This is a genomic window from Caulobacter sp. CCUG 60055, assembly GCF_022750545.1.
Classification (GTDB): domain Bacteria; phylum Pseudomonadota; class Alphaproteobacteria; order Caulobacterales; family Caulobacteraceae; genus PUIC01.
The window spans coordinates 21,923-47,743 of sequence record NZ_PUIC01000001.1 but is presented as its reverse complement, the minus strand read 5'-3'; the positions used below and the strand labels follow the sequence as shown (position 1 = coordinate 47,743).

Here is a 25,821-nt window from a genome sequence, read left to right as displayed (position 1 = left end):
ATGACCATCCCGACCAAGCGCCGCCTCCCCTCCCCCCGCCGCCGCCTGCTGCAAGGCGCCAGCGTCGCCGCCTTCGCCGCCGCCCTGGCCGGATCGGCCCACGCCCAGCTCGCCGTCCTGCAGGGCGCGGGGCACGTCGCGGTCAACGCCACCGGCGCGCCGGGCGTCGCCGCCCCCGTGGTTCCCGGCCTCGCCACCCAGACGCCGGCGGCGACCACCGCCGCCGCCCAGTCGCTGCAGAACGCCATGCGCGCGCAGCAGGCCGTCAATATCGGCCTGCAAGCCCAGGCCGCCGCGCGGCAGGCGGCGGCGGCCCTGCCCGGCGGCGTGCCGAACGGCCTGGCGCCCGGCGGGCTAGTTCCGGTCCTGACGCCGACCCTGGCCGCCAACGACCCGACCGGCCTCAACACCTGGCAGGGCGCCAACCTGCCGACCCAGACCGTGGGCGCCGACGGCGGCGTGACGGTCGACATCCGGCAGACCGCGGCCCGCGCCATCCTCGACTGGAAGACCTTCAACGTCGGGGCCGCCACCACCCTCAATTTCGACCAGAGCCAGAACGGCGTCGCCCAGCGCGACTGGGTGGCCCTCAACCGGGTGGTCGGCCAGCTCGACCCGCGCACCGGCCTGCGCGACCCGAGCCAGGCCCCCGCCCCCAGCCAGATCCTGGGCGCGATCAAGGCCCAGGGAACGGTGCTGGTCATCAACCAGAACGGCGTCCTGTTCGGCGCCGGCGCGCAGATCAACACCAACTCGCTGGTGGCGGCCACCGCCGAGATCGGCGCGGCGAACAAGCCGGCGCTGTTCTCCATCCGGGGTTCGCAGGCGCAAATCAGCACCACCCTGGCCGACCGCGACAACGCCTTTCTGACGACCGGGCTGCTGCTGCCGCCCGACCCGACCACCAAGGCGCAGCCGTCGACCTTCTCCGGTCAGACGACCACGACGATCAAGACCGACGCCTCGGGCGCGCCGATCGATGTCACGATACTCCAGGACGCCATGCCGCAAGGCGCGATCAGCGTGGCGGCGGGCGCGTCGATCACTGGCGGCCAGGGCGGCTTCATCATCCTGGCCGCGCCCAAGGTGACCAACGCCGGCGTGCTCACCGCCGCCCAGGGCCAGGTCAGCCTGATCGGCGCCAGCGGCTTTTCGCTCATTCCCTCGACCGGCGCGGCCAGCGGCGTCGAGCCCAACGTCCGCGGCCTGCTGATCGGCGCCCTGGCGGGCACGACAGGCGACTACGCGGTCAACGCAGCCGGGGGCGTCATCCGCTCGCCGGAAGGCTACGCCTCGATGACCACCCTGGGGGCGGACATCAACGCCGGCGTCATCGCCGCCACGACCAGCGTGTCGCGGAACGGCTTCATCCAGCTCAACGCGCCGCGCGTCGAACTGGCCTCCACCAGCGTCCTGGCCGTCACGCCCGAGGACGCCGTCGCGACGCCGCAGGACCCCAACTCTCTCAAGAACTTCAAGCCGTCGCTGATTTCGATCGGCGCGGCCGACATGATCCCGACCGACGCCAGTTTCAACCAGCTCATCGCCGGCTCGGTCATCGACCTGGCCTCGGGCGGGCTGATCTACGCCCCCGCCGCCAACGTCTATGTCGGCGCGCGCCCCGGAGCCGACACCGGCGGGGCCGCCGGCGGTCGGGTCTTCGTCGATTCCGGCGTGGTGATCGACGTCGCCGGCCTAAAAAATGTCGCCGCCCCCAGCTCGACCCGGCAGATCACCATCAGCCCGGTGACCTCCAACGACACCGCCGACACCCCGGCCGGCCGCAACGTGCTCAACCACGCGACGGTGACCATCGACCCGCGGCTGTCGGGCGTGCGCTCGGACGGCGTGTCGTGGGTCGGCTCGCCGCTGATCCCCGCCGGCGCCTACGCCCAGCAGGCCGGGGTCACAGCCTCGCAATTGATGACCAAGGGCGGCAACGTCGTGCTGGGCGCGGCCGGCGGTCCCAATGCATCGGGCGCGGCCCCCGACGTCATCGTCAAGCGCGGGGCGATCATCGACGTCTCGGGCGGATGGCTGAACTTCGCCGGCGGCTGGGTCCAGACCACCCAGTTGCTCGACGCCGCCGGGCGGATCGTCGACATCGGCCACGCCGATCCGGACGACGTCTATGTCGGGGTCTACAACGGCTTCACCACCGTTCAACAACGCTTCGGCATCGCCCGTTCCTACGCCAACCCCCTGCTGGCCGGCGCTCACTACGAGGACGCCTACAGCCAGGGCGGCGACGCGGGATCGCTGACCATCCGCTCCTCGCAGCCGCTGCTGGAGGGTACGGTCCGCGCGGACGCCTTTCCGGGGACGGCCCAGATCCAGGCCGGTCAGCTCGGCACCGGCAAATCGACCGTCTATGGCGACCAGCGACGGGTCCAGGCCGTCGGCTCGCAGATGCCGGTCAACGGGATGCTGCTGTTCCAGCAGACCGACTATTCGGCCGCGCCACTGCTTTCCGGCGGCGACGTCGCCATCGTCGGCGGCCCGGTCCAAAACCTCGCCGACAACCTGACCTTCGGCCAGGCCGCATCGATCGACGCCAACGGAAACCTCGTCGCCCCGGTGCGGCCGCCCGAGGCGGCCATCCCGCCGGCGGCGCGCGGCAAGCTGACCCTCTCGGCCGACACCTTGTCCTCGTGGGGGCTGGGCCAGCTGTCGTTCGACACCTCCGGCGCCCTGACCGTGGCCTCCGACGCCGACCTGAAGCTTGCTCCCGGGGGAGCCTTCACCGCCGTCACCGGCCGCGCCATCACCCTCGACGGGCGCGTCACCGCGCCCGCCGGCCTGATCGACCTGGCGACGGTCCAATCGGATCAGGGCTCGATCTTCGCCCCGGCCCCTGCGGTCGCCGGCAGCTTCGACATCCGGGTCAACGGCCAGCTCTCCGCCGCCGGCCTGTGGGTCAACGACAGCCGCCCCGGTCCGACCGGCGCACTGGGCGCGGCCTATGTCAACGGCGGCGCGATCCGGCTGTCGGCCGCGCCGCGCCAGAATCTCCTCGGCCTCACCAGCGACTCCGGCAAGGGCGATATCGCCACCGTGACGCAGACGACGTCGGGCCAGCGCCCGACCAGCACCGTCGACATCAGCGGCAGCGTGCTGGCCGCCGGCCCCCGCTCTCTGCTCGACGTCTCTTCCGGCGGTTATGTCGCGCCCGACGGGACCCTGGCCCTGGCCGCCAAGGGCGGCGATCTGTCGCTGACAGCGGCCACGGCCTATTTTCCATTCGCCCTCGCCTATCAGAACGGCCTCACCTCGGCCCGGCAATCCGGCGCGATGCCCGGCTTCCGCGTCAACGGGATAAACAGCGCGCCGAACACCCCACAGGCAGGGATCGACGTCCTGCCGGTCAATCCGAACGCGATCGCCGCCAAGGTGGCGCTCGGCGACGGGGTCGTGCGCGGGCATGGCTTCGGCGGCGGCGGGACCTTCAACCTGATCACGCCCGCCTTCTCGCTCTCCAGCGGCATCGCCGACACAGGCACGAACCTGCCGCTCGACTTCTTCTCCAAGGCCGGCTTCGGAACCTACAACGTCACTTCCTACGCCACCGCCCTGCTGCCCAACACCTTCAGCAACGGCTATGGCGGCTACAACGCCGTCCTCGCCACCCAGATCGTCAAGGTCGGGAACGGCCAGGTCCTGGACCTGACCCAGAGCGGCTACACGCGCCGGCTGACCGGCGACCAGATCGCCAGCCTGCGCGACCTGGCCACCGGCGGGCGGGTGTCCGACATCCTGCCCCCCACGGTCGAGCCGTCAGCCTTCGACCAGCGGCCCATCGCCCTGAACCTGGGCGGCCTGATCGAACTGGAGGTCGCAGCCGGCGGCAAGGTCACCGGCGCGGCCGGCGCCCAGCTCTCCGTCGCCCAGGTCAACAACATGGGCGTCATCCGCCTGCCTGGCGGCGCGCTGAACCAGGTCCAGGTGCTGCCAGCGAACTACGACAAGTCCTCGGTCGTGGCTGGAACGCCCTACTTCCAGGGCGTGGTCTCGGCGCCCAGCCTGTCGCAAATTTTCAGCACCCGCGCGGACGGGCTCATCGACGAGAACGCCCCCTCGCTCGTCGACCCGACCGTCACCAACGGCCGGCTGGCCGCCACGCGCACGATCTACCTGACCGGCGATCTACCGGCCGGGGTCGGGCTGAACATGGCGGCGGGCAGCGTCACCGACCTCTCCGGCGTCAGCCTGCGCGATCCTTACGCCGTCGGCGTCACCCAAGGCCGCCAGGTGGTCACCGGCCGCGTGGTCGCCGGCGGCGCGGTCGGCTCCGCCGTCGCCAACCTGGTTGCTTCCAGCGGCCAGCTGTTCCCGATCGCGAACTTCGAGACCAACCTCGCCTATGTGGCGTCCGGCTCCAACCCGCACACCATACGCTCGGGGCTGTCGCTGGCCGCCGCGCCGGGCGCGACGCTCAATCTGGCCGGCGCCTCCGACACCTTCGACCAGTTGACCGCCAGCGGCCAGTTCGTCGCCATCCCGCAATGGAGCTCGGCCGGCGCCCTGAGCATCGGCGCCGGCGGCGTGCTCACCGGCGCGACCATCGACGCCCACGGCGGCGCCCCCACGGCGGCCGGCGGCGTGCTCGCCCTTTCGACCAGCGGAGCCGGCGCGGTGTCGCTGGCCGCCGACGATGCGGCCGGCGGCGCGCTCAACACCTATTCCGTCAAGCAGATCCAGAGCGCCGGGTTCGGCGTGCTGGCGGTCCAGGGCGACCTGGCCACCACCGGCGCGGCCCCGGTCGACCTGACCCTCGGCCAGGCCTTCTTCCTGACCAGCCTGCCCTCGACCCTGAACCCGTTCTTCAGCCCGGCCAGCCTGTCCGACATGCAGGCCCTGGCCCCGACCATCAGCGTCGCCGGCTCGCTGCGGATCAAGGCCCCCTATGTCGCCCTGCAGGGCGCCTTCCAGAAGCTCAGCAATCCGGCCGTCGGAACCCCGGGGTCGGGCCAGGTCTCCTTCTCCGCCCAGATGCTCGACGTCACCGGCGCGGTGCTGTTCGACCGCAATGTCGCCAGGGTCGACCTGACCTCCCAGGGCGACATCCGCTTCGTCGGCGTGCAGGCGCTGCAAATCCCCGGCCAGGCTTTCACGCCCAGCCTGTTCGGCCAGCTCGCCGTCAACGGCGCCCTCAACCTGACCGCCGCCCAGGTCTACGCCGCCACCGGCGGCAGCTACGACGTCACCTCGGCCGCAGCGGCCGGCGTGATCACCATCGCACCGAACGGCCCCACGCCGGCGACGCCCTATTCCGCCGGCAGCAGCCTGCTGATCCAGGCGGCCAACATCGTCCAGAACGGCGTGGTGCGCGCGCCGATCGGCGCCTTGACCCTAGGCGGCGCGGCGCCGTTGATCCTCGGCGCCAGCGGGGCGAACACCGTGTTCGCGCCGGCCACCACCTCGCTGACGCTGGGCGCCGGCAGCCTGACCTCGGTCTCGGCCGACGGCCTGTCGATCCCCTACGGCGTCACCACCGACCAGTCGGAATATTATTTCAGCCCGACGAACGCCAACCCGCTGACCGCGCCGCCCGCCGCCGTGCTGACCCTCGCCGGCCGCACCGTCACCACCGCCGCGGGCGCGACGATCAACCTCAAAGGCGGCGGCGACGTCTACGCCTATGAATTCATCCCCGGCTCGGGCGGCTCGCGCGACGTGCTCAGCCAGTACAATCCCGACGCCTACAGCGGCAACAACGGCTATCAGTTCCCCGACCGTCGTCAGGTCTACGCCATCGTGCCCGGTCTCTCCCAGGCGCCGGCGGCGGCCAGCGACCCGATCTATTCGGCCAACTACGCCGATCTCTACGGGCCGGCCCAGGCGGGGCGCCGCGTCTATCTCGACGGCGGGAACGGCGTCGCCGCAGGCTGGTACACCCTGTTGCCGGCGCAGTACGCCATGCTGCCCGGCGGCATGGAGGTGGTCGAGGACACCGGCGCCCGGACCGTGTCGGTCGGCGCCAGCCTGACCCTGCCGGACGGTGTCGTCGCCATGAGCGGACGCTACGGCGGCCTCGGCGGCGCGGCGGACTCGACGTCCCGGGTGTTCGACGTCAAGAGCCAGGCGGTCATCCGCTCCTATTCCAACCTCGCCTTGACCTCGGCCGACGCATACTTCCAGGCCAAGGCGGCGAAGAACGGCCTGAACGCCCCCCGGCTGCCGATCGACGCGGGCCGGCTGGTCATCAATCCCGGCGCGGCCCTCGACCTCAGCGGGACCTTCCTGACTGCGCCGGGGGCCAAGGGGCGCGGCGCCCAGGCCGACATCACCGCGCCGTCGATCCAGATCGTCTCCCAGCCCGCCGACGCCACGCCCGGCGTGATCCAGTTGTCGGCCGACCAGCTCACCGCGCTGAACGCCGACAGCCTGCTGATCGGCGGATTGCGTTCCGACAACGCCGACGGTTCGACCACGCTGCAGGTCACCGCCAAGCAGATCGTCGTCGCCAACAACGCCGCCCATCCGCTGTCCGCGCCCGACCTGGTGCTGGCGGTCGACGGCCAGGGGGCCGCCATCACGGTCAAGGACGGCGCGGCGATCACCGCGAGCGGCGCCGACGTCACCGGTCAGACCGGCGCCTATGTCGTCGACGGCGCGACGCCCGGCATGACGGGCCAGGGGGCGTTGATCCGCGTCTCGGCCGGTCCGCAGCGGCTGGTGACGCGCAAGAACGTCAACACCGCGACGACGGCCGGCGGGTTGACCGTCGGCGCGGCGACGCTGTCCGGCGCGTCGGTGATGCTGGGCTCCACCAACGGCTTCGGCCTGTCCACGGCCGCGAACCTGCAAGCGGGCGCGCTCAGCCTGGATTCGACGTTGATCGCCTTCGCGCCGAGCGCGCAGGGCCTGTCGGGCCTGGTGATCACGCCCGACCTGTCGCCGGCTCTCGCCAGGGCCCAGTCCCTGACCCTGCGTTCCGCCAACGTCATCACCTTCGCCGCCGGCGCCTACGGCTTCGGCGACCTGCGGCTCGACACGCCCGGTCTCGGCGTGTCGGGCGGCGCCGGCGCCGTCTCGGTCAACGCCCAGGCCGTCCAGTTGCAGAACACCGCCGCCGACGCCGGGGCCTGCGGCGCGGCCGGCGCGACCCTCTGCGGCGGCGGCCAGTTCGCGCTTTCGACCCAGAGCCTGACCTTCGGCGATGGTGCGATGCATATCTACGGCGCCGCCCAGGGCGTGACCCTGAGCGCGGCCCAGGGGATGTTCTTCCAGGGACGCGGCGGCCTCGAGGTCGGCGCCGCGCCCCTGCTGCTCCAGACCCCGTTCCTGGGCGACCGGGCCGCGCCCGACGCCAAGATCGGCGTCGCGGCCAGCGTGCCCAGCCTGACGCTCGCCACCACCGGCGACCTCACCGTCGCCAACCCGACCGCCGCCGCCGCGCCGGCCGCCGCCGGCCTGCCCGGCGCGACCCTGATCCTGACCGGAAACCAGTTGTCGGTGACCGGCGCCGACGTACGGGCCACCGCCGGCGTGCTGACCCTGAACGCCGCCAAGGGGGTTTCGGCCGGCCCCGGGGCGATCCTGGAGACGCCCGGCTATTCCCGTCGCTTCGGCGACGCCGCCGACCCCTATACGATCTCGGCGCCGGGCGGCCTGCTCACCCTGAACGCCGCGTCCAGCGACATCAACCTCGCGCCCGGCTCAGTGCTTTCGGTCGGCGGCGGAACCGGCGCGGCCGGCCGGCTGACCCTGAACGCCGGCAAGGGAACCGTGAACTTCGGCGGCCGGCTGGACGCGTCCGCGCCGGCGGGCGGCGGCGGCTTCCTGCTTAACGAAGCCGGAGCCTTCGACCTGGCGGGCTTCGCCCGCTCGACCGCCGGGGCGTTCAACGGCGTCATCGCCATCGAAACCGGCGCCGGCGACCTCAGCCTGTCCAGCGGACTGACCCTGAAGGCCACGACCGTCTCGCTGACCGCCGACGGCGGCCTGGTCGACATCGCCGGGACCATCGACGCGTCAGGGGTCAACGGCGGCCTCATCGGCTTATTCGGCGCACGCGGCGTGACCCTGGAGAACGGGTCCGCCATCCTGGCCCGGGCCAGCGGCTACGGCGCGGGCGACACCCGGCAGGCCAAGGGCGGCGAGGTCCAGCTCGGCGTCTCCGGCGACGGAGCGATCACCCTGGCCCAGGGGGCGGTCATCGACGTTTCGGCCGCCAACACCGCCGCCCGCGCGGTCCCGATGACGCTGAACGGCGTGACCTACTACAGCTACGTTCCCGGCGACGTCGGCGGCGTGGTGTCGTTCCGGGCGCCGGTGAGCGGCGCGAACGGCGCGCAAAGCGTCAAGGTCGCCGTGGCCGGCTCGGTGACCGGCGCCCGCAGCGTGGTGCTCGAGGGCTACAAGGCCTTCGATCTGGGCGCGGTCGCCGCCGGCGGCCAGTTCAGCGGCGTCAAGATCATCGGCGGCGTCGCCACGCTCGACGTCAACGCCGCCGGCCAGCCCAACTTCCTGGCCGACAACGCGCCCGGAACCCTGGTCAACTTCATCCAGACCTTCGACGTCTCCAGCAGCTACGCCAACCTGGGCGGCCTGGCGTCGGCGGCCAACTTCCACGCCCGGCCGGGCGTGCAGCTCGACTATGCCGGGGCCGTGACGCTGGCCTCGAACTGGAACCTGGGCGCGGGCGTGGTCGATATCGCCGGCGCGGTGGCGGCCGGACTGATGACCCCGTCGCAGGCGATCGCCGGTGCCTACGCCGTCAAGCCGGGGGCCGAGGCCGCCGTGCTGGCCGGCTACACCAAGATGACCTACCGCGTCGGCGGCGGCGTGCTGGGCGAGCCCGGCGAGCTGTCGGTGCGCGCCAGCGGCCAGCTGACCCTGGCCGGCTCGATCACCGACGGCTTCTTCACCTTCGGCGACCAGACCGACTCGCGCTATCTGAACACCGTGCTCGGGGCCGGAACCAAGCTGTTCAACGGCCTGCTGACCACCAACTGCACCGCGGCCTGCGCCGCCGTCGGGGCCTACAGCCCGACCAATTCCGGCGCGGCCGTGGGCGTCAACTTCCCGGGCGCCGGGGCTTTGGGAACCGTCCAGGCGCCGCTGGCCAACCCCGCCCCCTACAACGCCGCCGCCAACGCGCCGGGCGCCCTGGGCGGCGATCCGATCGCCAGCGCCCAGCTGTTCCCGCTGATCCAGGCCGGATCGGGGACGCGAGCCGTCGATTCCTGGTCCTATCAGCTGGTCGGCGGCGCGGCGGCCGGCAGCGCCAACCCCGCGCGCGTGCAATCCGACAGCGCGGCCGGCGGCCTGATCGTGCAAGGCCAGCGCAGCTACAGCTACGGCGGCGTCAGGGCCGTCGCCAGCCTGTCGGACACCCTGCTGTTCAACGTCGCCGGCAGGTCGGTGACGGCCGATCAGTGGCTGGGGGCTCAACTGGGAAGCAACCCGACGCTGAACAACAACTCGCTGACCCGGTTCAGCTTTACCTCGGCGCCGGCCGGCGCCCAGTCGACGCTGGCGGCCATGGCGGCCAGCTTCTTCGCCGCCTATCCGGGCCAGTTCACCTTCACCGGGCCGGCCGGCGCCCCCACCGGGGTGTCGACCACCCTGTCGCTGGCCGCCGCCTTCCTGCAACAGGTCGCCACGGCGTGGCCGACGCTCAAGACCAACTTCAACCCGCCCAACTCAACCATTCCGCCGAGCACGACCGTCACCGCCTCCAACCTGGTGCGGACGGGAACCGGCTCCATATCGCTGGCGGCGGCCGGCGACATCGACCTGACAGGAGGGGCGCCGCCCGCGCTGCTCGACCCGGTCACCGGCAGGCCGTCGGCCTCCGGCTTCCAACAGGGCGGCGCGGCGGTCTACACCGCCGGGCGACTGGTGGTCCCGACGCTGACGGCGACAACCGATCAGGCTACCGGCCTCAGCCTGACCCTCGACCCCACGGGCTACGCCTCCGTCCCCGTCGACCTCAACGCGCTCAACTACAACTACGCGACGCCGGGCGTGCTCGCCGCCAACCCGGTCTACGCCACCGGCGGCGGCGACGTCTCGCTCAAGGCCGGCGGCGACATCATCGGCCGTCGCGACGCCCTGGTCGGCGCCAGGGCCCAGGCCGCGAGCACGAGTTTCGTCGGAGGCCCTGACCAGCCCTGGCGGACCGGGACCGTGGGCATGGCCACCAATGTCCGGATCAATCCGCAGATGTTCTCCGACGGCGCGGGCGCCCTGGGCGGCGGCGACCTGCGCGTCTCGGCCGGCGGCGACGTATCCGACCTGACCATGGTCGCCGACACCAGCCTGACCACCGCCCGCGTATCGGGCCCCGGGACGGCGGCCGGACAATCGAGCCTCGCCCTGATGACCTTCGGCGGCGGCGACATCCACCTGATCGCCGGCGGCGACCTGATCGGCGGCCGGCTCGACGTCGCCTCGGGCGCGGCCGATCTCTCTGTCGGCGGCGGCGTTCGCGGCGCCGGCACCCTGAAACTGGTCAATCGCACCGATGACGGCCTGCTCAACGTCCGCCTCACCGACACGACCGTCGACCTCAAGGCGCACGGCGACGTCGCCCTCCACGGCGTCTCGGCGCTAGGCGTCCAGACCACCAACTTCACGTCCGGAGCGGACATCGTCAACAACGCCGATTCCCTGGGCTTCTATTCCGGCCGAGCCGGCTTTTCCGTGATCAGCGACGGCGGCGTGACGCTCGCCAATTCCCACGACGGCAGCGTTCCCAGCCTCGCGACAGGCCTCCTCTATACAGCGGTGCTGCCCGGCTCGTTCCAGGCGGCGTCGCTGGCCGGCGATCTCAGCCTGAAGGGCGGCGCGGACTTGGTGCTGCTGGCGCCGTCGGCCGCCGGCACGCTCACCCTGGCGGCGGGCGGCGACATCAAGCCAGTCAGCCTGGCCATGTTGGACAACGATCCCGGCCTGACGCCGGGCCTGTTCTCGCAGTTCGTCACCGACAACGCCAACATCTCGCCCGGCTCGCTCGGCGTCCTCGGCCTGCCGTTCGCTTTCCCGGCCGTGTTGCCGGACACGCCCTATACGCGGCTTCTCCAGCAGCACGCCGCCGGCGTGCCGCATCGCGGCGATCCGACCCCTAACCGCCTCTACGCCGGCGAAAACATCAATCAGGTGGTGCTGTCGGTTCCCAAGCAGACGCGGATCGGCGCCGGACGCGACATCGTCGACATGATGTTCTTCGGCCAGAACCTGAACCCCGGCGACATCACCCGCGTCGTCGCCGGTCGCGACATCACCGCCAGCACCCAGTTGCAGCAGGCGGTGGTCTCCCTAAACTCAGCCGGCCAAGCGACCTATGGGCCGCCTCAGCCGACCCTGCAGGGCAACACCTTCATCCTGGGCGGGCCCGGCTCGCTGATGCTGGAGGCGGGACGCGACCTCGGCCCGTTCCTGAACTCGGCGATCGTCACCGCCCGCCCGGGCGACGCCTCGACGCGCGAAATGTTCGGCGGCGGCGTCATCAGTGTCGGCAACGAATGGAACCCCTATCTGGGACCGCAGGGCGCCAGCATCGACGTCTCCTTCGGCGTGGCCAAGGGCCAGAACTTCGACGCCCTGCGCAGCTATTACCTGGACCCGGCCAACGCCGCCGCGCGGCCAGACTACCTCTATGTCGAGAACCTGAACGCCAACAACGTCTACGTCCCCGACAAAACCCAGCCGATCTACGCGCCGAAGCTCGTCGCCTACATGAAGGCCAGCCAGGCCGCCGCCCTGGTCGCCGCCTTCGGCTCCACGGACGTGACCTACGACCAAGCCTACAGCGCCTTCAGCCGCCTGTCGGCGCTGGACCAGAGGCCGTTCCTGTTGCAGGTCTATTTCAGCGAGCTGTCGCTGACCGCGACACCGGGACCGACCCTGAAACAGTATGCGCGCGGCTATACCGCCGTGAACCTGCTGTTCCCCGCCGCCCTGGGCTACACCGCCAACAATCTCGAAGGCGGCGGCAACGGCGCCAACGCCCAGATGAAGACCGGCGACCTCGACCTGCGCCTGGCCGCCATCGAGACCAAGCGCGGCGGCGACATCGCCATCCTCGGTCCGGGCGGCAGGGTGCTGGCGGGCTCGACCGTGGCCACCGCCCAGCAGGCGGCGCGCCGCAACTCGGCGGCACCGCTGCTGTTCCGGGGCAATCCGCCGACAAGTTCCGGTTTCGTCCTGGGCACAGGCGGGAGCAGCGTGGTCGCCGTGAACGCCATCGACGCCATTCCGGCCGGATACGAAGGCGTGCTCACCCTGCGTGGCGGAACCGTCTCCACCTTCACCGACGGCGACTTCGTGCTGAATCAGAGCCGCTTGTTCACCGAGCAGGGCGGCGACATCATCATGTGGTCGTCCAACGGCGACCTCAACGCCGGCCAGGGGCCGAAGACCTCGTCGAACTTCCCGCCGGCCGTGGTCAAGATCGACGACGACGGCTTCAGCGAACTCGACCAGGCCAGCGCCGTCACCGGCGCCGGCATCGCCGGCCTGAAGCCGGCGCCGGGGATCCGGCCGCCCGACGTCTACACCATCGCGCCGCGCGGCACGGTCGACGCCGGGGCCGCCGGCATCCGGGTGGCGGGCAACATCTTCGTCGCCGCTCTGCACGTCGCCAACGCCGACAACTTCCAGGTCGGCGGCGTGGCCATCGGCCTGCCCCCCACCAACACCACCGTCAGCGTCTCCAGCCAGAGCAGCGCCACCTCGGCCTCGGCCATGCAAGCGGCCCAGCAGGCGTTGGGCCGGTCGCGCAACGCCAACGACCGCTCGATCATCACCGTCGAGGTGCTGGGCTTCGGGGACCAGGCCTGCGCCGAACCCGGAGCGAAAGGGTGTCCCGCCAACTAGCCGCCCAGGAGCATGACATGAGGGCCGCGACATGAATGGATCGGCCGCCCTCACCTGCTGTCTCGCCGGCGCGGTGGCGGTCGCCGGCGCGGCCCTGGCCGACGCGCTGCGGCGCGGTCCCGACCCTGTCGTCGCCGCCTCCCAGGTCAGGGTCCGGCCGCCGCCGCCCGACCATGACGCCGCCAAGGCGGCGCTCGCCCGCGCCGTCGCCGAGGATACGCCCCTGCCTGTCGGCGCCGCGGAGGAGTATCCGGCGGCGGCGGTCACGGACGAGGCCGGCGCCGAGGTCGCCTCCGGGCCGATGGAGACGGTGCTCTACGGCGGTTCGGGCGCGGCCTCGCCGATCGTCGCCACGGCCTTGAAGCTGTTCGCCCACCGGCTCGACCTCACCCGCGACCTGGCGCTCGGCGACCGTGTCCGGCTGGCGTGGCGCAAATCGGCCGACGGCGCGCCGGTCCTCGACTACGCCGAGGTCGAAGGCGCGCGCGGCGCGGCGCGGTTCTATCGGGTCGAGGAGACGGGGGACGAGGCCGACGCCTTCGCCGACGAGACCGGCGCCAGCGTCCGCCGACTGCTGTTGCGCACGCCGATCCTCCACCCGCGGCTGACCTCGGCCTTCGGCATGCGCTTCCATCCGCTGCTGGGCTACACCCGCATGCATAGGGGCGTCGACTTCGGCGCGCCGGTCGGCGCCGCGGTCCTGGCGGCCGGCGACGGCGTGGTGGCGGCCGCCGGCTGGGCGGGCGGCTACGGCCGCCGGGTCAGGCTGCGGCACGCCGGCGGCTACGAAACCGTATACGCGCATCTGTCAGCCTGGGCGCCCGGCCTGACGGTGGGGGCCCATGTCCGCCAGGGACAGGTGATCGGCTGGACGGGCGAGTCGGGCCTGGCCAGCGGCCCGCACCTGCATTTCGAAGTGCTCAAGAACGGCGAGGCCGTAGATCCGGCGGGCGCCGCGCCGCCCGCCCCCGCCCCGTCGCCCGCGCGCCTGGCGGCCTTCGAGACCCGACGACGGGCGATCGAGGCGGTGCTGGCCTCCGCCGCGCCGCCGAAAGCCGCCCGTTGACGGCGCGACGCCTCAGGTCTCGATCGTGTAGCCCAGGCTGCGGATCGCCGGCTCCAGGATCGGGATCACCGGCTCCAGGTGGCGGAGATAGTTGCGGTAGCGATAGCGCGAGCGGTCGTACAGCTTCTCGGCCACCTGGGCGTAGCTGGCGGTGCGCGCCGGCCGGGTGTTCTCGTGGAAGTCGAGGACGCCCGGGTCGAACGGTTCGCCGATGAAGTCGAACAGCGCCCGCACCTCGGCTTCCTGGTCCTCGACCAGCGCCTCGTAGCGGACCGCCTTGTAGCGGATCGGCATGGCGGCCAGGTAGGTCTCCATCAGGTCGAAGATCAGCGCATAGTGGCGCGCCGTCGTCTCCAGCTCCGCCGCGCAGTTGAAGCCGTGGGTCAGGCCGTTGGAGAACGCCGACAGCACCACGTCCAGCGGGTGCCGCACCAGATGGATCACCGGCGCGGCGGGGAACAGCAGGCCGATCAGGCCGAGATGGGTCTCGTTCAGCGGCATCTTGTCGGTGAACCACCGCTTGCCCGGCTCCATGGCTCCGACCCGCTCGGCCTCGTTGAGATAGAGGTCGCGCAGGGTGTCGATCTGGCCGGTGCGATCGCCCAGCCACAGCTCCGACAGGGCCGTCGGATACGGCCCCGGGCTGCCGAGCAGGGGTTGCAGGCGCTCGGTCAGGTTATGGATGATGTGAAGCTCGTCGCCGGCTGAGATCGCCGGGTGCGAGGCCAAGGTCTGCTCGACCAGGGTTGTCCCCGAACGCGGGAAGCCGACCACGAAGATCGGCTGGGCGATGTCGGTGCGGACCTGGGCCCTGGGCAGCAGGCGGCTGCGCCCCGGCGTGAAGAAATCCTTCAGGCGGGCGACCTGATCGGCGGCTTCGTCGGCGGCGTAGGTCCGCCCGGTCGCCTCGCGCATCCAGGCCTTGAACGCGGTGAAAGCCTCGAACGCCTCGTCGTAGCGGCCCAGGGCGTCCAGAACCTGTCCCTTCTCGGCCAGGGCCGCCGAGCCCAGCTCGCCCTCCTCCACCCGGGCTTCCAAAGCCTGTAGTTCGGTCAGGGCCATGTCGAAGGCCTTGGCGCGACGAAGCAACGCCACGCGGCCGAGCGCCACGCGCGGGCCTTGCGGCGCCACGGCGGCGGCGCGGTCCAGCAGGCTCGAGGCGGCCTCGAACTTGCGGTCGGCCTCCTCCATCGACGCCCAGGCCAGCAGGACGCCGAGGTCCTCGCCCTGCTCCAGCACGCGGGCGAAGATCGCCCGGGCTTCGTCGAACAGGCCACGACCACGCAGGGCGCCGGCCAGCCCCAGGTCGATCTCGCGGTCGGGGGCTTTGGTCGTCTCCAGCGCGCGGCGGAAATGGTGCTCGGCGGCGCGAGGCGCGTTCATGGCGTTGAATACGCGGCCCATCACCATGTGCGACTGCACGGCCTCGGGCGCCAACCGCACCATCATGCGGGCGTGCGGGTGGGCCTCGCCCGGCGCCCCGCGCGCCAGGAAGAACTGGGCGGCGATCATCTGGCAGACCGGATCGTTGGGATAGAGGACGGCGACCCGCCGCACCAGGACCTCGGCGGCCTGCATCCGCCCCTGGTCCTTGCAGACGTTGTAGAGCGCGCCCAGGGCTTCGCGCTGGCCTGGCGCCTCGTCGAGGATCTCCAGCGCCAAGGTTTCGGCCAGCTTGAGCTCGCCGTCCTCATAGGCCTGGCTCATCCGCGCCAGGCGCTCGGCGTAGGGCCCGTCGGCCGGGGTCCGCGGCGTGCGCGCCAGGTTGAGGCGGCAACAGCGGACCGCCCGCAATCCCGACCCGCAAGGACAGGGCTCCCGTTCCGGATCGACGGCGACGGGGCGTTCGGCTTCGAGGAGGTCGGTCATGGGTCGCGACGGCTCGCTTCAACGAATGGGGCCAAGCTGCGCGGGCGCGGCCGGAGGCGCGCGAGGGTGTTCCCCTCGCCGCCGCCCGCGCCACTGTGGAAACGCACAGGCGGCGGCCCGCCGGGACTTAGCCGGCGGCGACCAGCCGCAGGGCGGACGGGACAGGCCGCCGGACCCAATGCTCGGCCGTCATCGAGATGGCGATCTCGACCATGGCGGGGCCAGCCGAACCGACCGCCGCCGTCAGGTCGATCCGCGCCTCGCCGTCGGTCCACCGCCACGCCGCCTCGCCCAGACGCTCCAGCTCGTGGAAACCGCGCCCGAACGCCGGGTCGGCCAGGTCGAGCGGGCGGCCGTCGACGCGGACCTCGGCCACAGCCACGCCCAGGCGGCGCGGGTCGGCGCCGGCGGGCGAAACCTCGGCCGGGCGTCCAGCCCGCGACGCCAGGACCAGTTCGCCCGCGCCGGCCGGCGCGACCAGCCAGATACGCCCTTCGGCCACGTGCGCCGGCGAGACCGACCGGCCGTCGATCGACAGCGCGAGGTCGGGTTCATGGCCGAGCGTCCAGCCCAGGCGGCCGGCCAGCCGCAGCAGCACCGCCCTCGCCGCCTCCAGAGCCGGCCCGTTCTCGACCACGGGCGCGCAGGCGTGCTCGCGGTCCAGCGGATCGAGCGGACCGAACAGCGCCACATGCTCGGGCGAATTGGCGAAGATCTCGCGGTTGCCGTCGTCCAGATAGCTCTCGCAGGCCAGCCCCTCGGCCAGCAGCACGTCGTGGGCGTCGAGTTCGACGTGGAAATATCGAACGGTTTCAACCTGTTCCTGGATGATGGTGGCGCCGTTGACCAGCCGGCCGACCGGGATCAGCACGCCGTCCATCCAGACGGCGTGGCCGGGCGACAGCCGAAGGTCGCGGCGCGGCGCGCCCTCGCCGAAGGCGCCGGCGCAGACACGGACGGGGTTGACCTCGGCTGGGCGCGGATGGCTGGCCGCCCTGACCCGCCGGTCGCCGATCCAGATCACCGTGCGGGCGCCGCCGCCGGCCAGCACCGCCTCATCGCCCTCGACCAGATCCTCGACGGCGACCTCGCCCCGCGCGGTCAGGACGCGCGTCCCCTCGACGAAACACGGCACCGCCGCGATGTTGAAGGTTGAGGCGTCCTTGCTGAAGTTTAGAGGGAAGGTCGGGGGGTGGGGATTGTTGTTCCAAACTAAATTATTCGTCGTCCCTACCGCATGCGAATATGTTGGATGACCGGCATGCGCCTTAAGTTCATCGTAACCATAGTTAACATATTTTGAGTATTTTAAAGTATGCGCAATACCTATTCTATCAGTATAAGATCCTTGTCCCGAATATATCAGATAGTAATAACTTGGACGCGATCCTCGAGAACCATTCGCCCCCGTCAAGGAAAAACTTGTCGGAAACGCCGGTGAAGACGGCCCAGCACCCATATTATGGAAGCTTAAAATCTCAAAAAAATCACCCTTTGCCCCTCTCGATATTCCATTTACGTTATCCAAACTTAGAGAAGAGCTTCCACTAAGCAAAAGTCCGTTACTAGAAAATCCATGAACATAGTACGTTCTTATATTATACCCACCAATCCCGCCGCCAGAAAGCGTTATAGTTCCAAATGTTGGAAAGTGCGTCGCATCACCAGAATTGAATGAATAAGAAATACTTGAAACTTTTACTGAAGAATTTGACACATTTGTTACATATGCGACTGAAATGTTCCCGGTAGAAGCGTTAGTAACGGCGGTATCGACATCAGTCCTTCCGTGCGCTGGATTTAATCCAGCCGCCAAGTACGTGGTTCCCAGAGCGCCCGCTTCAAACGTGACACCATTTATTGCGTTAAGCACGTCTTGAGCAGTCTGAGCCATAGTTCCCTCCACTTGGGCCGAAGCGCGACTCTGCCAGATGTCAAGACCGAACCCGCTGTGCAGAAGCACAGCCTCCAGCTGCAACAACCCATTCAGCAGATCATGCAGGGACGAGGCGTACGGAATCTATTCCGACGAACTCGCTGCAACCCGAACACGACACGCCACCGCCTTCGAACAGAAACCCCGGCGAACGCCGGGGCCTCGCAAAGCGCGAAGTTGATTTCGAGTTAGGCGCCGGCGCCGGAGCTAAGCGAAGCGCAGCCGGTGCCAGTGACGCCAGCTTTGGCGAAATACAGCTTCAGCAAAGCTGCGTCACCATTGTTGAGAAGGAAGGTGTTGTTGATCGCGTTCAGCCAGTTCGAAGGGAGCTGCGCGAGGGCCGCATCCGACAGGATGGTGTTGGCCTGGCTACCGCCGCCGAAGGTCAGGAAACCTTTCAGAACGTTGACCGAGCGCTGCGTGTTGTAGCAGGTATAGCCGACGAAGTTGGTGGTCCCGACGATCGGATAGGCGTTCGCAGCCGTGGGCTTGGCGATCGCGGCGGTAGCCGCTGATGACTGAACCCAGTCCTGCGGGTTGGTGCGCAGGCCGTTGACGGTCGCTCCAGGGGCGTAGTTGCCGCTAGCGTCGCTTTGCGGTGGAGCGATGGAAGCGAAGGAGATCGAGGCGGCCTGCGCTATCGGCAAGGTCCAATCGCCATTGGCGTTCTGCAACGTAGCAGTCGGCAGGTTGTAAGTGTTTGCCCCGGTGTTGTTCACCGCCGGCAACACATAGGAAAAGCTGATATAGGCAATCGCCCCCGGCGTCGCATTGACCACGGTGGCGACGCGGCTGTCGCCGTTGCCCAGGGTGAACGAGCTGACGATGCTGGCCGGCAGGGTGGCGGTGCCGGCCGAGTAGTTGTTGGTGGTGACCAGGCCGCCGCAGACCGCGGCCAGGTGGCGGGTGAAGATCGAGGTCGCGCCCGAACTGTCAACACGGCCGACCAGCTTGATCGGCAGGCTGGAGCCGCCGGTGACCGAGCCGCCGTTCAGGGCGGTGATGGCCGCGTCGTTCCAGTCGGTGATCTGGCCGTTGAAGATCTTGCAGTAGGCGGCCGTGTCCAGCTTGATCGAGTTGGTCGAACCGGGAACGTTGTAGGTGATCGCGATCGGCACGATTGCGACCGGAAACTGCACCAGGGCGCCATATCGCTCGCCAGGATTGGGAATCTGACAGTCGGAGACATTGGCGATCGTGCACGGGTTGGTCGGGGCGACGCCCGGCGGCGTCACCATCATGGCGGTCGCGCCGCCGCCGATCGGACCGCCGCCGATCAAGCCTCCGCTATTGTAGATGGAGACGCTGGCCATGGTCAGGGGAATTTCCGAGAGGGCGTACTGGATCGACGGATAGACTGGGGTAGCTCCAGCCGCGTCGGTCGAGCCCAGCAACGGGATCGCCGGAGAGTGGGCGTAGACGGCGTTGACGCCGGCCCCCGAACCCGTGGCGTCGAACTCGATCGCCTGGGTGGCGATCGGCGAGCATGTGATGTGCGGATTGGCGAGAGGCGTGACCGACGCGGCCGGCGCGCCCTTCACCAGATAGGCGCCTGAAGGCAAGGCGTAGCAGTTGGACAATTGCCCCCAGACCTGCGCGACCATCGAGGAACCAGCGCCGTAGACGGTATTCTGGGCCTTGGCGGCGACGGCCAAGAGCGAAACACCCATGAAAAGGCAGGCGCTCGCCAGACGGCGGGGATATAGTTTGAGCATCATGAAATTCCGCTTCCTTCCAAAGAAAAGGCCCCGGCGAACGCCGGGGCCTCGCAAAGCGCGAAAGTCGATAGCGGATCAGGCGCCGGTGCTGACCGAGCTGCAGGCGGTGTTCGCCGCGCCCGCGCGGGCGAAGTAGAGCTTCAGCGAAGCCGCATCGCCGTTGTTGAGCACGAAGGTGTTGTTGATCGCGTTCAGCCAGTTCGAAGGGAGCTGCGCAAGGGCCGCATCCGACAGGATGGTGTTGGCCTGACTGCCGCCGCCGAAGTTCAGGAAACCCTTCAGAACGTTGACCGAGCCCTGCGTGCTGTAGCAGGTGTAGCCGACGAAGTTGGTGGTGCCGACGATCGGATAGGCGTTCGCAGCCGTGGGCTTGGCGATCGGGGCGGTGGCCGCCGTCGATTGCACCCAGTCCTGCGGGTTGGTGCGCAGGCCGTTGGCGGTGGTGCCCGAGGCGTAGTTGCCGCTGGCGTCGCTTTGCGGCGGAGCGATGGAGGCGAAGGAGATGGCGGCGGCGGCGGCCGTCGGCGAGGTCCAGTCGCCATTGGCGTTCTGCAACGTGGCGGCCGGCAGGTTGTAGCTGTTGGCGCCGGTGTTGCTCACCGCCGGCTTGACATAGTCCGGGCCGATATAGGCGATGGCGCCGGCCGTGGAGTTCACCAGGGTGGCGACGCCGCTGCTGCCGCTGGCCAGGGTGAAGGAGCTGATGATGCTCGCCGGCAGGGTGGTGGTGCCGGCCGAGTAGTTGTTGGTGGTGACCAGGCCGCCGCAGACCGCGGCCAGGTGGCGGGTGAAGATCGAGGTGGTGCCCGAGCTGTCCGAACGGCCGACCAGCTTGATCGGCAGGCTGGAGCCGCCGGTGACCGAGCCGCCGTTCAGGGCGGTGATGGCCGCGTCGTTCCAGTCGGTGATCTGGCCGTTGAAGATCTTGCAGTAGGCGGCCGTGTCCAGCTTGATCGAGCTGGTCGAGCCGGCGACGTTATAGGTGATCGCCACCGGGTCGACCGACACCGGGAACTGCACCAGGGCGCCGTACAGCGAGACCGGGTTGGGGAACTGGCAGCCCGAGATGTTGGTGGCCGTGCAGGGGGTGGTCACGGCGACGCCCGGGGCCTGCAGGGTGACGGCGGTCGCGCCGCTGCCGATGGTGCCGCCGTTGTTGTAGACCGAGACGTTGGCGGCGGTCAGGGGGTTGTCCGACAGGCCGTATTGGATCGACGGATAGACCGGGGTGGTGCCGGCCGCGTCGGTCGAGCCGAGCAGCGGAACCGCGGTGGAGTGCGCGTAGACGGCGCTGACGCCGGCGCCCGAGCCCGTGGCGTCGAACTTGATCGCCTGGGTCGTGTTCGGCGAGCAGGTGACGTGCGGGTTGGCCGGAGCCGTGACCGACGCGGCCGGCGTGCCCTTCACCAGATAGGCGCCCGAGGACGAGGCGTAGCAGTTGGCGCCTTGGGCCCAGTACGGGGCCAGCAGCGAGGAGCCGGCGCCGTAGACGGTGGTTTGAGCATTGGCGGCGACGGCCAGGGCCGAAGCGCCCATGAGCGCGCAGGCGCCCGCGAGAGCGCGAAGTTTAAGGCTGGACATGTTGGGGAAGCCCCTTCGATGGCTGTGAGTGAATATCAGGATCAGTCGATCGAGGACGGCGCGCGGCCGTCCGAATATTTCATCTCAACACGCACGATCAGAAGCTTTCTCGAAGAGAAAGCGTTCCGGCCGCCGAACGTCAGCCAATACTCGGCCGCCGACCGCGACGATGAGCCTCATACGCTTGGAGCATTTATGGAGTCAACTTCAGTATATGTTCAAAATATGAGCCGATATCGTGTGTATAAACTGTGTGACGATATCTATTAAGAACGCACAATGGCCGATTAAACAAATACAATTCGATATATTCACATCGTTTACATCATATCGTCACATACCCAGCCGCCGCCCTCGCCCGCCGCGTCCGCCCGAGCGGCCGGGTCCGCCTTTCCGATCAGCGCCTTGAACGCGATCACGGCCGTCGGCGAGGCGATCGACCGGCCGTCGACAACAGAATATTTTCATCTCTGTATTTAAATGAAACTGACATGATGAACGCGAATAAAGAACACGACCTTGTGAGGTCATGATCTTTTGGAAATTTATCCGCCCGACCTGGGGATTACCCCGTATATTTCCTCACCGCCGAGTGCTTATCACCTGTTCGGCGACGCTTTGAGCATCGCCTCCGGGACGTGTGGGCATTATCCGTGTACGCATATCGTCTTTCCTTGCGGCAGGTCATCGTCGAACGCGGGCTGGTCGCCGCGGAGACGCTGGCGCGCGCCGTGGTGGTGCAGGAGGAGAGCGGCGAGAGGCTGGACGCGGTGCTCACCCGCCTCGGCCTGGTGTCCGAACAGGCCCTGGCCGAAACCCTGGCCGAGGCCGCCGGCCTGCGCCTCGCCGGCCCCGACGACTATCCGGCCGCCCCGCTCGAGGCCGCCGTCTCGCCGCGCTTCCTGCGCGAGGCCAAGGCGGTACCGTTGCGCGCCGGCGAGACCGGCGTCGAGGTCGCCTTCGTCGACCCGCTCGACCCCTACCCGGCCGCCGCCCTCGCCTACGCCCTGGAGACGCCGGTCGTTCCCCTGGCGGCCCGCGCCGGCGACGTCGAGGCCGCGCTCGACCGGCTCTACGGCGCCGCCGCGCCGGAGGCCGGTCCCGACGGCCAGGACGAGGCCGACGAGGGCGACCTGGAGCGGCTGAAGGACCTGGCCAGCGACGCCCCGGTGGTGCGGGCGGTGAACGGCCTGATCGCCCGCGCCGCCGAACAGCGCGCCTCAGACATCCATGTCGAGCCGTCCGAGGACGGCCTGAAGATCCGCTTCCGCGTCGACGGCGCCCTCAAGGACCAGGAGTTGCTGTCGCCCCACCTCAAGGCCGCCTTCGTTTCGCGCATCAAGGTGCTGGCCAACCTCAACATCGCCGAGCGCCGCCTGCCGCAAGACGGGCGCATGCGGCTGGCCGTGCGCGGCCACGAAATCGACCTACGGGTGGCGACCTCGCCCACCATCCACGGCGAAAGCGTGGTCCTGCGCCTGCTCGACCGTTCGCACCTGTCGCTCGACTTCGACACCCTGGGCTTCGACGACGCGATCCTTCCGGCCTTCCTGGAAATCCTGAACCGCCCGCACGGCATCGTGCTGGTCACCGGCCCGACCGGCAGCGGCAAGACCACCACGCTTTATACGGCGCTGTCGGCGCTCAACACCGCCGACCGCAAGATCCTGACGGTCGAGGACCCCATCGAGTACCGCCTGCCCGGCGTCAGCCAGACCCAGGTCAGTCCCCAGATCGGCCTGACCTTCGCCGCCGCCCTGCGCTCGTTCCTGCGCCAGGACCCCGACGTGATGATGGTCGGCGAGATTCGCGACCTGGAGACCGCCCAGATCGCCGTCCAGGCGGCCCTGACCGGACACACCATCCTGTCCACCCTGCACACCAACAGCGCGGCGGCGGCGGTGACGCGCCTGCTGGACATGGGCATGGAGCCGTTCCTGCTGACATCGACGCTTAACGCCGTCCTGGCCCAGCGGCTGGTCCGCCGCCTGTGTCCCGAATGCCGCGAGCCGCATCCGGCCGCGCCGACCGAGCTGGCCCTGGCCGGCCTGCGGCCCGCGCCGGGCGAGATCGTCGAGTTCTGGCGCCCGGTCGGCTGTTCCGCCTGCGGACGGACGGGCTTCAAGGGCCGGGCCGCCATCGTCGAACTGTTGCCGATGGGAGAGGACGCCGGCCGCCTGATGCTCGCCCGCGCCGAGGCCCGCGAGATCGAGCGGGCCGCCGTCGCCCAGGGCATGCGCACCATGCTCCAGCACGGCGTGGCCAAGGCGCGCGCCGGCGTGACCACGCTCGACGAAGTCCTGCGCGTGACCCGGGAGGACTGAGGCGTGCCCAGCTTCACCTACCGCGCCGCCACTGCCTCGGGCGAAATGCGCTCGGGGGTGCTCGACGCCGCCGACCAGGACGAGGCGCTGGAGCGCCTGCGCCGCCTGGGCCTCATCCCGGTGGAGACCGCCAGGACCGCCGCCGCGGCGGCGCCCAAGCCGCGGTCCGGCGGCGCGGTGCAGCGGGCCATGGTCAACGCCGTCGGCGAGTTGGCGGTGCTGCTCGGCGCCGGCCTGTCCCTCGACCGCGCCCTGTCGACCTGCGCCGCCAACACCGTCGACCCGACGCTCAAGGCCGCCCTCGGCGAAATCCTGAAGCGGGTCAAGGAAGGCGCGCCCCTGTCGCGCGCCGTGGCCGAGGCGCGCGGGCTGTTCCCGCCGATGGCCTCGGCCATGGCCGAGGCCGGCGAGGCCAACGGCCGGCTGGACGTCCAGCTGGCGCGGCTGGCCGAAACCCTCGACCGGGCGGCGGCGCTGCGCCAGACCATCGCCTCGTCGATGGTCTATCCCGTCATGCTGATCGGGCTCGCCGCAGCGGTGATCCTGATGATGATGCTGTTCGTGGTGCCCCAGTTCGAGGGCCTGTTCTCCGACCAGCAATCCAGGCTGCCCTTCGCCACCCGCATGGTGCTCGCCGCCAGCCGGGCGGTGCGCGAATACGGCGTCTTCGGCCTGCTCGCCGCCGTCGTGGCCGGCGTCGGGCTCTGGCGCTGGTTCAAGCGCCCCGGCGTGCGTCAGGCGCTGGACCGCCGCCTGCTGTCGGCGCCGCAGGTCGGCGGCCTGATCAAGGCGGCCGAAACGGCGCGCTTCGCCCGGGTGCTCGGCAGCCTGGTCGAGGGCGGCGTGCCGCTGCCCGCCGCCCTCGGCATCGCCCAGCGCTCGCTGGCCAACACCCACATGGCCGCCGCCGTCGGCCGCGTCGCCGTCGGCCTCAAGGAAGGCGGCGGCCTCGCCGGACCGCTGGCGGCGACCGGCCTGTTCCCCGGCATGGCCATCAGCTTCCTGCGCACGGGGGAAGAGACCGCCCAGCTCGGCCTGATGCTGGGCCGGCTGGCCGACGTCCTCGACCGCGAGGTCCGCACGGTCCTGCAACGGCTGATCTCCATCCTAACCCCGGCGATCACCATCGTGATGGGCGCGGCCGTGGCCGGCGTCATCGCCTCGATCATGTCCGCCATCCTCGGCTTCAACGATCTGGCTCTCCCACCGTCATGACCCAGCGCACGCAACGACCGCCCGTCCGGGCGATGTTCCAGATCCGGCGTGCCGCGCGGCGGCGGCCGGCCCGCCCCGGCGACCGCGAGGCGGGGTTCACCCTGCTGGAGCTGCTGGTGGTGCTGGCGATCATGGGCCTGCTGGCGGCCATCGTCGCCCCGCAGGTGCTGAAGTATCTCGGCTCCTCCCGCTCGCAGACCGCCAAGGTCCAGATCCAGAACATCACCGCCGCGCTGGAGCTCTACCGCCTCGACGTCGGCCGCTATCCGACCCAGGAGGAAGGCCTGAACGTCCTGGTCGCGGCCGCCCCAGCCGACGCCGGCTGGAACGGTCCCTACCTGCAGAAGGCGGCCGCGCTGAAGGACCCCTGGGGCCAAGCCTACCTCTACCGCAACCCCGGCCAGCACGGCGACGTCGACGTCTACACCCTCGGCTCGGACAAGGCCGAGGGCGGCGCGAACGAGGCCCGCGATGTCGGCAACTGGTGAACCGCCCCGTCCCGACGGCGGACGAGAGGCCGGAACCACCCTCGTCGAGGCGCTGGTCACCATGACCATCCTGGCCGCCATCGGGGCCATCGCCTTCCCGGTCCTGCGCCAAGGCGCGGCCAGCGCCGCCTTCGGCCAGGCCGCCGTCGGCGTCAGGGCCGACCTGCGCATGGCCCGCGCCCAGGCGCTCGTCACCGGCCGCCGCGTGCAGCTGGTGGTCTCGCCGCAGGGCCGCAACTACGGCTGGACGCCTGGGCCGGTGCGGGCCCTGACCACGGGCCTGTCGATGGCCCCGACCGGCGCGGCGCTCAGCTTCTACCCGGACGGGTCCTCCTCAGGAGGACGGCTGTCCCTGTCCAACGGCCGGCTCACCGCGCGCTTCGAGGTGGACCCGGCCAGCGGCCTGGCGAGGACGACGTCATGAGCGGCCAGAGCGGCTCGGTGTTCATCGAGGCCCTGATCGCCGCCGCCATCGTGTCGATGATCCTCGCCGCCGGCTTCCAGGTCACCGCCGACAGCGCCAACCGGCGGCAAATGGTCGAAGCCCGCCGTTACGCTCTGATGGTCGCCCGCTCGCAGATGGCCGCCGTCGGCTACTCGATCCCGCTGACCGCCGGCGCGGCCGAAGGCCGCGACGGGCCCGACCTCTGGCGGGTCGACATGCAGCCCTGCGCGCTGGAGGCCGGCGACAGCGCCCTCGGCGCGCTCTACTGCGTCGCCGTCTCGGTGCGCGACGCCAGGGGCGGACCGCCCCTCGTCACGCTCAGGAGCCGCCGGCTCGCGCCGCCGGTCTGACCAT

At 70.1% G+C, this 25,821-nt stretch carries 11 protein-coding genes; 7 read left to right on the top strand and 4 right to left on the bottom strand.

What is annotated here, in order from left to right; translation table 11 throughout:
• Together C5708_RS00160 and C5708_RS00155 are read left to right on the top strand one after the other, a co-directional pair.
• Nucleotides 1–12,825: a filamentous haemagglutinin family protein gene (locus C5708_RS00160; protein ID WP_242916559.1), complete on the top strand. Its 12,825-nt coding sequence runs from the start codon at nt 1–3 to the stop codon at nt 12,823–12,825.
• Nucleotides 12,826–12,856: 31 nt separating this feature from the next.
• Entirely contained in the window at nt 12,857–13,891 is a 1,035-nt protein-coding gene (locus C5708_RS00155) for a M23 family metallopeptidase (RefSeq protein WP_242916549.1), read from the top strand.
• A 12-nt stretch (nt 13,892–13,903) separates the two neighbouring features.
• Here the strand turns inward: C5708_RS00155 and C5708_RS00150 are convergent, their stop codons facing one another.
• The 4 genes from C5708_RS00150 to C5708_RS00135 form a co-directional block, all read right to left on the bottom strand.
• A complete protein-coding gene (locus C5708_RS00150) occupies nt 13,904–15,760 on the bottom strand; it encodes a sulfotransferase (RefSeq protein WP_242916547.1) in 1,857 nt (618 codons plus the stop codon).
• Nucleotides 15,761–15,887: 127 nt separating this feature from the next.
• Nucleotides 15,888–16,895 (bottom strand): Hint domain-containing protein, encoded by a 1,008-nt coding sequence (locus C5708_RS00145; protein ID WP_242916545.1) that lies wholly within the window; start codon nt 16,893–16,895, stop codon nt 15,888–15,890.
• 989 nt (nt 16,896–17,884) lie between these two features.
• Nucleotides 17,885–19,414 carry a substrate-binding domain-containing protein gene (locus tag C5708_RS00140; protein ID WP_242916543.1) on the bottom strand — a complete coding sequence of 510 codons (1,530 nt, stop codon included), beginning with the start codon at nt 19,412–19,414 and terminating at the stop codon, nt 17,885–17,887.
• A 75-nt stretch (nt 19,415–19,489) separates the two neighbouring features.
• The gene (locus tag C5708_RS00135) at nt 19,490–20,950 is read right to left on the bottom strand and encodes a substrate-binding domain-containing protein (protein ID WP_242916541.1); all 1,461 of its coding nucleotides are present in this window, start codon (nt 20,948–20,950) and stop codon (nt 19,490–19,492) included.
• 698 nt (nt 20,951–21,648) lie between these two features.
• On the opposite strand from C5708_RS00135, the gene C5708_RS00130 reads away from it, so the two are divergent.
• Genes C5708_RS00130 through C5708_RS00110 form a run of 5 tightly spaced genes read left to right on the top strand, consistent with a single transcriptional unit; the run spans nt 21,649 to nt 25,817 of the window.
• Nucleotides 21,649–23,319: an ATPase, T2SS/T4P/T4SS family gene (locus tag C5708_RS00130; RefSeq protein ID WP_242916539.1), complete on the top strand. Its 1,671-nt coding sequence runs from the start codon at nt 21,649–21,651 to the stop codon at nt 23,317–23,319.
• A gap of 3 nt (nt 23,320–23,322) precedes the next feature.
• Complete coding sequence (locus tag C5708_RS00125; protein WP_242916537.1) at nt 23,323–24,534, top strand: type II secretion system F family protein; 1,212 nt, start codon at nt 23,323–23,325, stop codon at nt 24,532–24,534.
• A complete protein-coding gene (gspG, locus tag C5708_RS00120) occupies nt 24,531–25,022 on the top strand; it encodes a type II secretion system major pseudopilin GspG (RefSeq protein ID WP_242916535.1) in 492 nt (163 codons plus the stop codon). Before C5708_RS00125 ends, gspG begins: the two co-directional genes overlap by 4 nt.
• Entirely contained in the window at nt 25,006–25,446 is a 441-nt protein-coding gene (locus tag C5708_RS00115) for a GspH/FimT family pseudopilin (RefSeq protein WP_242916533.1), read from the top strand. Before gspG ends, C5708_RS00115 begins: the two co-directional genes overlap by 17 nt.
• Nucleotides 25,443–25,817, top strand: a complete 375-nt coding sequence (locus C5708_RS00110) for a hypothetical protein (RefSeq protein ID WP_242916531.1) — start codon at nt 25,443–25,445, stop codon at nt 25,815–25,817. The genes C5708_RS00115 and C5708_RS00110 overlap by 4 nt, the downstream gene beginning before the upstream one ends.
• Nucleotides 25,818–25,821 lie beyond the last annotated feature (4 nt).